The organism is Ruegeria sp. CH11 (assembly GCF_056537105.1).
This window is the reverse complement of the sequence record NZ_JBQFQX010000026.1, coordinates 19,773-30,040: the sequence shown is the minus strand read 5'-3', so window position 1 is coordinate 30,040 and position 10,268 is coordinate 19,773. Positions and strand designations below refer to the sequence as shown.

General features: G+C 55.6%; 11 protein-coding genes. 7 read left to right on the top strand and 4 right to left on the bottom strand.

Features of this window, described 5'->3' with window-relative positions:
* Positions 1-160 precede the first annotated feature (160 nt).
* Entirely contained in the window at positions 161-1,066 is a 906-nt protein-coding gene (locus tag ACR0LX_RS21990) for a LysR family transcriptional regulator (RefSeq protein ID WP_480785483.1), read from the bottom strand.
* Positions 1,067-1,174: 108 nt separating this feature from the next.
* Between ACR0LX_RS21990 and ACR0LX_RS21985 the strand changes: the two genes are divergently transcribed.
* The 7 genes from ACR0LX_RS21985 (at position 1,175) to ACR0LX_RS21955 (ending at position 8,143) form a co-directional block, all read left to right on the top strand.
* The gene (locus ACR0LX_RS21985; RefSeq protein ID WP_480785482.1) at positions 1,175-2,185 is read left to right on the top strand and encodes a zinc-binding alcohol dehydrogenase family protein; all 1,011 of its coding nucleotides are present in this window, start codon (positions 1,175-1,177) and stop codon (positions 2,183-2,185) included.
* A 25-nt stretch (positions 2,186-2,210) separates the two neighbouring features.
* A complete protein-coding gene (locus tag ACR0LX_RS21980; protein ID WP_480785481.1) occupies positions 2,211-2,513 on the top strand; it encodes a DUF1330 domain-containing protein in 303 nt (100 codons plus the stop codon).
* A gap of 54 nt (positions 2,514-2,567) precedes the next feature.
* Positions 2,568-3,515 (top strand): LLM class oxidoreductase, encoded by a 948-nt coding sequence (locus tag ACR0LX_RS21975; RefSeq protein WP_480785480.1) that lies wholly within the window; start codon positions 2,568-2,570, stop codon positions 3,513-3,515.
* 10 nt (positions 3,516-3,525) lie between these two features.
* The gene (locus ACR0LX_RS21970) at positions 3,526-4,308 is read left to right on the top strand and encodes an SDR family NAD(P)-dependent oxidoreductase (RefSeq protein ID WP_480785479.1); all 783 of its coding nucleotides are present in this window, start codon (positions 3,526-3,528) and stop codon (positions 4,306-4,308) included.
* A gap of 203 nt (positions 4,309-4,511) precedes the next feature.
* A complete protein-coding gene (locus ACR0LX_RS21965) occupies positions 4,512-5,159 on the top strand; it encodes a tyrosine-type recombinase/integrase (protein ID WP_480785485.1) in 648 nt (215 codons plus the stop codon).
* An 897-nt stretch (positions 5,160-6,056) separates the two neighbouring features.
* Positions 6,057-6,356: a hypothetical protein gene (locus tag ACR0LX_RS21960; protein WP_480785478.1), complete on the top strand. Its 300-nt coding sequence runs from the start codon at positions 6,057-6,059 to the stop codon at positions 6,354-6,356.
* Entirely contained in the window at positions 6,353-8,143 is a 1,791-nt protein-coding gene (locus ACR0LX_RS21955) for a hypothetical protein (protein WP_480785477.1), read from the top strand. Before ACR0LX_RS21960 ends, ACR0LX_RS21955 begins: the two co-directional genes overlap by 4 nt.
* Before the next feature lie 184 nt (positions 8,144-8,327).
* Here ACR0LX_RS21955 and ACR0LX_RS21950 read toward each other — a convergent pair whose 3' ends face one another.
* The 3 genes from ACR0LX_RS21950 to ACR0LX_RS21940 form a co-directional block, all read right to left on the bottom strand.
* Complete coding sequence (locus tag ACR0LX_RS21950) at positions 8,328-9,101, bottom strand: TIGR01458 family HAD-type hydrolase (RefSeq protein WP_480785476.1); 774 nt, start codon at positions 9,099-9,101, stop codon at positions 8,328-8,330.
* Between the two features lie 281 nt (positions 9,102-9,382).
* The gene (locus tag ACR0LX_RS21945) at positions 9,383-9,904 is read right to left on the bottom strand and encodes a GNAT family N-acetyltransferase (protein WP_480785475.1); all 522 of its coding nucleotides are present in this window, start codon (positions 9,902-9,904) and stop codon (positions 9,383-9,385) included.
* Between the two features lie 9 nt (positions 9,905-9,913).
* Entirely contained in the window at positions 9,914-10,171 is a 258-nt protein-coding gene (locus tag ACR0LX_RS21940) for a YjhX family toxin (RefSeq protein WP_480785474.1), read from the bottom strand.
* Between the last annotated feature and the right edge of the window lie 97 nt (positions 10,172-10,268).

Here is a 10,268-nt window from a genome sequence, read left to right as displayed (position 1 = left end):
GGTGGCTCCTTTCCCAGCAGTCGATAACAACTGCACTTTGGCACGTTCGATGCCGGTGGAGCAGGAGCCATCCACCTCATCCGATATGGGCAAACGGCCAAGGTGAGTTTCTTGATCCGCAATCTCATTGGTCACGACCCCCGCCCAGATCTTAAGGGCATCACGTGCCCGTCAGCTTTGCGATGTCCAGTTGCTTAATCAAAAAGTCCATGAAGCACCTGACTTTCGGAGTTAGCACATTCGACTTCGGGTAGATCAACCAAAGAACGGATTGGTCGTGCAAGCACCAGTCTGGCAGCACTTGGACCAAACGTCCTGCCCCAATGTCTTGCGCGACGCTCCAGAGCGAGTTTACAGAGATCCCCATACCCGCCAGTGTCGCTAACCGTTGAGATGTTCCGTCATCAAGGATCGTGCGGCACGTCATTTTTGCCGGTTCCAGCACGGCCGTTTGGCCATCGGCATGGATGATCTGGCGTGGGGCTATGCTCGACCATGACAGGTAACGGTGGGCCTCAAGGTCATCAGGCGTCATCGGTTGTCCGGAGTGCTTTAGGTAGGCAGGGGATGCGCACAGAATGCGCGTGTCATCTGCCAGTTTCCGTCCCATGAGGCTGCTGTCTTCCAGCGGCGCGCTGCGCAGGGCCAGATCGAAGCTGCCTTCGATGATGTCCTGACGGGTGTCGGACAGCCGCAAGTCGAGGGTGATGTCAGGATAGAGTGCCTGAAACTCCGGCAAGAGCGGAATGATATGCAGTTGTGCGAAGCTGCTGGGGGCCGCGAAACGCAGTGTGCCGCTCGGGTGAAGCGTACCTGCGCCCAAGGCGGCGCGACCTGCATCCACTTGGGCGAGAACTTCCCGCGCATAGGGAAGGAACGCGGCCCCCTCCTGGCTGATCGAGATCTTGCGCGTTGTGCGATGCAAAAGCTCCGTGCCCAGTTCCCGCTCCAGCTTTGCAAGGCGGTTGCTGGCCATAGCGGGGGCAAGACCAAGGTCACGACCTGCTGCGGTGATGTTTAGCCGTTCAGCGGCGGCGACGAAAAGGCGAAGGGCGTCTGTATCCATGCGCCCCAATTATATCAATAACCGGAATTCTGAAATAATGTTCATGATGTTTATTTAAAATAACCGGGTGATATGTCAGCTCCAACGCAGCATTCTGGAGCATTGAACATGAAATCTATCGGCTACACACAAAACGGTCCTATCGACGCTGAAGGTGCATTGAGCCTGCTTGATGTGGACAAGCCGAAGCTTGGCGCGCGCGATATTCTGGTCGCTGTCAAAGGCATTTCGGTCAATCCCATTGACGTCAAATTGCGCGCGGCCCGTGCGCCCGAAGGCGACCATGGCATTCTGGGTTATGACGCATCAGGTACGGTTGTCGAAACCGGTTCTGACGTCACGGGCTTCGCGATCGGCGACAAGGTCTTCTATGCGGGAGATGTTACTCGCGACGGCGCAAATGCAGAGTTCCACGCCGTAGACGAGCGCATCGTCGGCATGAAACCAGCATCTCTTGATTTCGCCGAAAGCGCGGGCCTCCCGCTGACCTCCATCACTGCGTGGGAAATGCTGTTCGACAGCTTCCGACTGGTTGAAGGCCAAGGCGAAGGCCAGAGCCTCTTGGTGATCGGCGGCGCGGGCGGCGTGGGCTCGATCCTGATCCAGCTTGCCAAGACCCTGACGAACCTGACCGTGATTGCGACAGCATCGCGCCCCGAGACCGAAGACTGGGTGCGCAAGATGGGCGCGGATTATGTGGTCAACCACCGCAGCGATCTGGCGGCGCAAATCAAGGATTTAGGCCTCGCGCCAACCAATGTCGCTGCGTTGACCGCCACGGACCAACACTGGCCTTCGATTGTTGATCTGATTGCGCCGCGCGGCCACGTCGCTCTAATCGACGACCCTGCAAACCTCGATATCTCAATCGCCAAACCCAAGGCGCTGACGATCTCTTGGGAGTTCATGTTCACCCGTTCGATGTTCGAAACCGCCGACATCACGGCACAGCGCGATCTGCTGAACCGCGTGTCGCAGATGATCGAAGCGGGCACACTTCAATCCACGGTCACCGAACGCGCCGAGTCGTTGACGGTGGAAACGTTGACCGAGGCGCACAAGCGTCAGGAAAGCGGCCGCGTGATTGGCAAACAGGTCCTTCCTGGATTGTCTTCTTAACCAAACCCTCAAAAGGAAAACCACAATGGCTTATTATTCTGTACTCGACGTAACCCCCACCGACGAAGGTTGGATCCCCGGCTACCTGCCGACCGCAAATGAGCGCGTTGCAGCTCATGGCGGCAAATACATCGCCCGCACCGCCAACCACGAGCAGGTGGAAGGCGACACGCAAGATGCCGGTCTGCGCATCATCATCGAATGGCCGTCCAAAGAAGCGGCAGAGGCATTCATGGCCGATGAGGCTTATGGTCCCCACCTTGCCGCCCGCACTGCCGGTTCGGTGAGCCATCATTACCTGATCGAGGGCAAAGACGATCTTGCCTAAACCACTCGCGCCGTCCTCACCGAAGGGCGGCGTAAACTTTTCTGGAGAGCAGCCATGCGCGACGAGCCCCATATGCCGTTTGAGCAAATTAACCGCGGCTACAATGCGACGTTTCAGAACGGTCGTCTGAGCGTCGGGCTTGTGGTGCCGATCGCGCAATATGGGCACAGTCCTGTGCCCGACATGGCCGACCACCTGGACCGCATTCAGCTGGCCGAAAGGCTCGGTTTCAAGGCCGTCTGGCTGCGCGATGTGCCTTTCAACGTCCCAAGTTTCGGCGATGCAGGACAGCTTTTTGATCCCTTCGCCTATCTTGGCTATCTGGCCGCTAAAACAACCGACATCGCCTTGGGCGTCGCCAGTATCATCCTGCCGCTAAACCACCCCGCCCACGTGGCCAAGGCTGCAGCAACTGCCGATGTTTTATCAGGCGGTCGGCTAATCCTTGGCGTGGCATCTGGGGATCGCCCTGAAGAATATCCGGCAATGAACAGCGATTTTGAGGCGCGGGGTGACGTCTTTCGCGAGAGTTTTGACTACATTCGAGCCATGGGTACGCGCACCCCGCAGATCGATAATCGGTTCGGCAAACTCGACGCATCAATCGATATGCTGCCCAAGCCGGTCGGGCCTAAGCTTCCCATGCTGATCACTGGATCAAGCCGCCAATCGCCAGACTGGATCGCGCAAAACGGCGACGGCTGGATGACCTATCCGCGCCCCGGCGTGTTGCAGGATTGGCAGGCGCGGTCGGCTGATCTGGGCCAAGCGCCGAAACCTGTCCTGCAACCGCTCTACATTGACCTCGCCGACGATCCCGATGAATCGCCCACCCCCATCCACCTTGGCTTCCGGTCTGGCCATCGCACGCTCGTGCAATATCTCAAACAACTCGAACAGATCGGTGTGAACCATGTCGCACTCAATTTGCGGTTCAGTGCCAGCCCCGTTGAAAAAACCCTAGAGGCCTTGGCCGAACATGTCCTGCCAGATCTCAAATAAGGAATAGATCATGACGAAGACAATTCTCATCACAGGTGCGACCGACGGCCTTGGCCGTGCAACTGCAATCGCGCTGGCGCGCAAAGGACACAACATCATTGCGCATGGTCGAAATGCTCAGAAACTCGCGCAGCTGAAAGCCGAGATCGGTGCGCCCCTATCAACCGTTCAGGCGGATATGTCGGACCTGTCGCAAGTCGCACAGATGGGCCATCACCTGATCAAGACCCATAATCGGATTGACGTAGTGATCAACAACGCTGGCGTCTTCAAGACAACGCAGCCGCGTTTGAGCAATGGCATGGACGTGCGCTTTGTCGTCAACACCTTTGCACCAGCGCTTTTGTCAAACCTCCTGCTGCCCGTCATGCCAAAGGAAGGCCGCTTGGTGCATCTTTCCTCCGCTGCTCAAGCGCCGGTGGATATTGACGCCTTGAATGGCAAGCGAACGCTGCAAGATATGGAGGCCTATGCCCAAAGCAAGCTGGCTTTGACAATGTGGAGTCAAGATTTTGCAGCAAAAAATCCTGGCGGGACGGTTTCGGTCGCAGTCAATCCCGGCTCACTTCTGGCGACCAAGATGGTCCGCGAGGGGTTCGGCACATCCGGCAACAACCTAAATATCGGCGTCGATATTTTGACTCGTGCGTCTCTCTCGGACGACTTCGCAACCGCATCAGGGCTGTATTTCGACAATGATAGTGGGCAATTTGCGCTGCCCCATCCAGACGCCGCCAATGCCGCGAAGGTCGCGCGTGTAATTGAGGGTATAGAAGCAGAGATTGCCGATTAGACAGGTCAAAGGTTTGGCGTTTCTCAGCCATTTGTCGAAAACGTAGCGTAGCGCTATTGCGGATGGGGCTTGGCATCGCCGACATTCGCGCGTCGCGCAGCATTTGTAACATTGGGCTCACTGCCGCCATCGGTCGCAGTGCAGCATGTTGTGATAGACTTCTTTGGTCAACGTCGGGTTATCGTTTTGGGAGGGCATGGCGGATCGGAGGGTCAGTCAAGGAAACACCAAACTTACCAGCCATTCGCGCTCTCCGCCCCGCTTGGAACAAAGGCCGGATCGTCGGCCAGAAGCGACCATTGAAACCAAAGCGCGTCTGGGCAATCCGGGTGCGACTTGAACAGGCCGAAAACCATCGCGACCTCGCACTGTTCAATATGGCTATCGACAGCAAGCTCCGCGGCTGCGATCTCGTGAAAAAGAAAGTCGTCGACGTGATGGCATCCGGCCAGATCAAGGAACAGGCTTCGGTCCTTCAAAGCAAGACGCAGAAACTCGTGCGCTTTGAGATTTCCGAAGGCACGCGGGCCTTTGTCGAGAAGTGGATGGAAGATGAGCTGATGGTCGGTTCGGAATTCCTTTGGCCCGGCCGATTTCATGAACGCCTGCACATCTCGACACGCCAATATGCACAGATTGTCCGCGATTGGGTCACGTCGATCAACCTCGAAGCAAGCGCCTACGGAACCCATTCAATGAGGAGAACCAAGGTCGCTCAGATCTACAAAAAGACCGGAAACATTCGAGCGGTTCAGCTTCTTCTTGGTCATACCAAGATGGACAGTACAGTCCGGTATCTCGGCGTCGAACTTGAGGATGCCTTGGCCATCGCCGAAGCCATTGAGATTTAACGCTCACGGGTCGCTCTCGCGGGCGGCCCATTGCGGACGTTCACCGTGTGATTTCATGCTACATTGCAACTTCTTCAATGCGGACTTTTGTGACTTGCGCATTAGTTGACGGGTTCAAACCCAAATCAATCAATGTTGTTTCGGAAGACATGCGTGCAGCAAGCGAATTGCCGCACATTCTCACATATCGCCGCTGCTGAACGGCAAGAGAGCCCGTCAATTAAGCACTCTGCGGCGAGCTTGGTGTCCTAAATTCACAGGTCGCCGTTAAAGCTGCTCCGATGGAAAGATACGCGTGATGAAAGCTACTTTATAACGTCAAAATCCAACGCAGGATGGACCAAGATTACTTCAATTGCAGGCCTGTTTTTCAGTGTCTTGCCCGCGTGTTGATGGGATCGGAATTTCGTCATATCATATGATCATTTAGTGTATTTCACTATTTCCGGGTGAATTCGATGAAGTGGGCTGTTCGCATCACTGTTGCTCTGGCCGTTATTGCTGCTGTCGGGGCCGTTTTGGTTAGTTACTTTTTCGGTAGTCTGCGTGTGCAGCGCGAGGCTTCAGTATATCTTGCGGCCCTCGAAACTTGTACACCGCTAGAGCAGAATGCTTGGGCCCCGCTGTTGCGTGGAGCGATTGGGCGCTCAGTGGCAGGCCCGGAAGGTGACACATGTGTTGTCACCATGGACGGGCTTGGAGGCGAGACAACACGTTGCACGCTCGACAGCATTGCGCGGGCCACTATGGCCAATTTCATTCAGCAAGGCGCGGACTCTGTGACATTTCTGGGCGGACAAACCGCATCTCTGAGTTATTCCTCTGAAAATCCTGACCCAATGACCGAATTGCTCAACGGGCCTGCCTGTGTCTTGGAAAAATGAGGAGAAGCCAAACATGACCCGTCTTGCCATCATGACAGTATTCACTCTTCTCGCCGCGATCGGACACGCAGCCCCAATCGAAGACGCCTGCAGTGCACGCGGCACGTGGGATGCAGAAACCTGTGACTGTATGCAAGGTGTGGCCGATGACATGTTCGAAGCGGATCAGCAGGACACTGTCGCCAAGTTTTTTGCCGGCCAGATCACTAGCCAACAGATCATGGCAGCGCAAGGCGTTGAGGCCGCGCAGACATTTTTGCAATCCATTTCGGACTTTATGGGAGAGACCACGTTCAAATGTGGCGCACCGTGACCCCAATCAAGGCAGCGACAATCGCCCTTGCGGTCATGACATCGTCCGCCGCGGGGCAGGATTTTGAACCCTGTGCTCCAGAACTCGATCCCAGAGTGCTTCCGCACCAATCGATGTTCCTCGATTTCCGAACATCGATGTGTGCCTGGCCAGTCGTAGATAGCTTTCGCATTTGGGAGGACGATCCCGAAAGCTCCGGCATTCATGTAGAAATCGGTATCGAAGTCGGCGCGCCGGATAGCCCTGCAGGTGTCGAGGCCATAACAGAGGCAATCCGCCACTCGATGGTCGCCGCAAAGCTGATGGGATCCGAGATTGATTTTGGCAAGGTCGTCAAACTGGTCGTCAGCAAAACGCGTCATCCAAAAGCTGACGGTGAATCCTTTTATCGCTCGGGCGTGAGTTGGTCGCGCTGCAACATCGCCATTGGCCCCAATATGTTCACCGACGATCCGCTTGTCTTGCAGCGCACCGTCGCTCATGAAATTTTTCACTGCATCGTGCGCAAACATCTTGGCGACAGCTTTGCGGGCCGGGGCACGGCCACTGAACCCGACCCGCGATACTGGTATCTGGAGGGTGCAGCCGATTGGTTCGGTCAATTTGCGATCCCAAATGCACCCATGGTGGATTTAGTGGCGTTCGAGTTCTGGGCAGACGACAAAGACTTCACCGAGCTTGAATACACCGCATGGCCATTCTTTGCCTGGATGGCGGCCAAGGATGGCCCGCCTGCGATCCTGCCATTCATGCGAGGTATCGAACGCAGCGTCGATAATGCACGAGAAATCAACCGTCTGATGGAGGCCGAACGCTGGTACGATTTCGCCAAACTTTATTCCGCCTACCATATCCGCCTGCCTGACGGACGCACCCTGACACCCAGTCATCGAAATCCTCGCGCCAGATACCGGCTTGATGAGGATCAGACCATGGGTATCGAGGTGCCTCTGGGCAAACTGATGCGTACGACGCTGGTCCTGGCACCGGGTCAATGGCGGCTTGTGCCCAAGGATGGCGGCACAATTTTCCTCTCCGACATCCTGCCGAACGGCGACCCGGATGGGTCGTGGATCCCGATTGACAGTGAAGTGATCATTGATACGCGCTGCGACGAAGACATGGAACTGGTTCTGGCCAGTTTTGGCGTCGACAAGGATACATCAAGATACACTGTCCGCGCGGACCGCGTGGGGGATACGTGCCGGCGAAGCTGTTCAAATCTGCCCACCGCATTTGATGAATGCCTGGTAGGGCGCTGGCGCGACGAAACCTGGGTGCCGCCGACTGAATCCACCGTCCCCGGGACCGAAGTTTTGTACATGAATCACCCGCCCCCGGTCTGGACGTTTTATCCAGGCGGGCTTTTTCGATCAGATCAGCCCTTTGCCTCTGACGTCATAGCGCGAGAGGGCACCAACTGGGTTCGCACGCAGACCGTCTACAACCTCAACGCCGCTTTGGGATATTGGGGCAGCAGCGGTCCCAATCTCTACGTCTGCGAAGATCGCGACGTCGCGCGCGGCTATGGTGATTTCGTAACTTCAGACGGCCATCGCAGCGTCGGATCGCTCAACTCCAACAACGATTTGAAGCTGGAAGGGCAAGACCGGCATTACGAGTTCGAGTATATCTGCAGCGCAGAGGAACTGCGCATCCGCGGATTGGTTTTGGGTTCGATCAGTGGCAGGTTCACACGCATTTCGCCTGCGCCCGAGATTGAAGAGGGCTTGCCCGAGGCACCCACGGATGTCCTGCCTATCCCTGCATCGGATCGCCATCGATAGACGTGTGCGCCAATCCTCACTAACGCCTGAAAAGTTTATTGACTTACCGGGTGCGTGCGCGATTTTTCGTGGCAAGACAGGCCTCACGCAGCCTAGTCGAACCTGCCGTTCGTTGTGAGCGTAAAATCCGGCGCGAATTGACCTCAAGCAACGCATATCTCATAGGGCGCTAGGTCCCACCTAATTATTGCGCAATCAACTGCATGACCAAGTCAACTGCCTCGGAAATGTCATCCGCCACAAAGGATGGTGGTGGGCTATACCGCTTTTCATCGTCAGCGCGATACTTTCCGGTGCGCACCAGGATTGCCTTGCTGACACCTGCTTGCAGCGCGCCAGCGACGTCGTTTTCCGCGTCATCACCTATCAAAATGACTTCTGCGAGCGACAGTTTCATACTGTCTGCAGCAGCACGGAAAAACGTTGTTGATGGCTTTCCCAGGATTTGAGCTTCAACTTGGGCCGCATACTCAAGGCCATGGACGAAAGCTCCGGCATCAAGACTAAGCTTTCCGTCGACATCACGAAATACGCGGTTCGCTGCAAGCGCCAAGAACGGGGCACCTTGGTCAAGATCGCGAAACGCTGCATTTAGGTTTTCGAAGTCAAAGAACGGCCCTGCATCACCTACAACCACAGCGATAGGTTGTCCCGAAACGACGCTGTCGAAATCTTCAGTCAGATCTGGGTGCACCAAAAGATGTGGCGAGTACCCATTTTCTTTCAACCAATCACGCGCGGCCTGAGAAGGCGTCATGACCTCATTTGTTTCGACCGCGAAGCCGAAGTGATTAAGCCTCTCGACGATTAGACGCTTGGGTCTGCGAGTGGTGTTTGTAAGAAAGCGGATTGGGATTTCATTCACTCTGCACCGAACCACTGCTTCCTTGGCACCAGAAATCACTTGTGTGCCGTTATAAAGTACACCCGATATATCGAGGAGAAGACCAATAGCCATGATAGCTTGATGCTAGAGCAGGTCTTCTGATTTGATCAAGCAGAAGACACAATCGGGGTCGTGCACGGATGCATATTGTCTCCGCGTCGATGCTATGCACGGCCCGAAACCGCCGTTCAGTCGAGCAAATCATTTCTGTGGTTTGGACCACCAAACCGGCCTTTCGCTGCTGGCGCACAGCTTAGAGTTGGTCGAGTCCGCATCTACGCTGCGAACCCGCCACACAGTTTGAGATATTGAATGGCGGGTTCTGGTTCTTTGGTCATAACCAAGGCCGAACTTCACCCGTGTTGCGAGGTGTCCCACCAATGAGAATGCATGAACTGCGGGATCGCCTTTGTCTTGCCACTCAGTTTCTCGACTGATCCTTCTGTCAACTCAAGCGCCATCCACGCCTCTGGTGCAGTCATCAGGTCCGGATATGGCGTCTGCTTGTCCGTCGGTACGAATCCATACCGAGGATAAAATGTCGGGACGCCCAGGACGAACACTGCATCCGTGCCAACGGAACTGAGATGCTCAATGCTCGCCTCCATGATCTCTTTCCCAACCCCGAGGCCCTGATACGCTGGCAGCACCCCGCAGGGTGCCAGCAGGTAACATTTCGCATCTGGGTGGTCGACGAACTTAAACGGAGTAAACAGCACGTTGCCTACGATCTTGCCGTTGCGTTTGGCGCTGATGGATATCGTGTCGGGGTGCTCGAGGAAGCCCTTAGCGAGTTGGGCAATATCGTCGCCTTCCTCTTTTCCGAAAGCCAGCCGGTGGATTTCAATAGTTGCGTAAATGTCTGCTTGGTTCATGGTTCTTTCCTATCTTTGGTTCATTTGGGCGCGCACGGATTTGATCCCCAACGCGGAGGCGCGATAAGGGTTGCCGTTCTTTGAACGGATGAAGCGCTTTTTCAGCAACCGTTGGAAAACGCTGAGTGTGCAGTCTGACAGCACATAGCCGTCACGCGTATAACAAGTGACGTCATGGACTTTTCCGCTTTCCAGGCGTTCGTAGTGGATGGACCCGCCAAGGGCGAGTTCGTGCAAAACACGTTGCTCGTGCTTTGAGATATTCATTGGGATGTCTCGGTTTTATGAAAGTACAACAAACAGCACACTCAGCATCGCGCTTGAGTATGCCGATCAATGTTGATGTTCCTGAATTTGGGTCGCC

Coding starts and splice junctions, on each gene's coding strand:
- ACR0LX_RS21985 (WP_480785482.1), top strand. CDS start 1,175: ATGAAATCTATCGGCTACACACAAAACGGTCCTATCGACGCTGAAGGT.
- ACR0LX_RS21960 (WP_480785478.1), top strand. CDS start 6,057: ATGACCCGTCTTGCCATCATGACAGTATTCACTCTTCTCGCCGCGATC.
- ACR0LX_RS21950 (WP_480785476.1), bottom strand. CDS start 9,101: ATGGCTATTGGTCTTCTCCTCGATATATCGGGTGTACTTTATAACGGC.
- ACR0LX_RS21980 (WP_480785481.1), top strand. CDS start 2,211: ATGGCTTATTATTCTGTACTCGACGTAACCCCCACCGACGAAGGTTGG.
- ACR0LX_RS21945 (WP_480785475.1), bottom strand. CDS start 9,904: ATGAACCAAGCAGACATTTACGCAACTATTGAAATCCACCGGCTGGCT.
- ACR0LX_RS21970 (WP_480785479.1), top strand. CDS start 3,526: ATGACGAAGACAATTCTCATCACAGGTGCGACCGACGGCCTTGGCCGT.
- ACR0LX_RS21940 (WP_480785474.1), bottom strand. CDS start 10,171: ATGAATATCTCAAAGCACGAGCAACGTGTTTTGCACGAACTCGCCCTT.
- ACR0LX_RS21990 (WP_480785483.1), bottom strand. CDS start 1,066: ATGGATACAGACGCCCTTCGCCTTTTCGTCGCCGCCGCTGAACGGCTA.
- ACR0LX_RS21975 (WP_480785480.1), top strand. CDS start 2,568: ATGCGCGACGAGCCCCATATGCCGTTTGAGCAAATTAACCGCGGCTAC.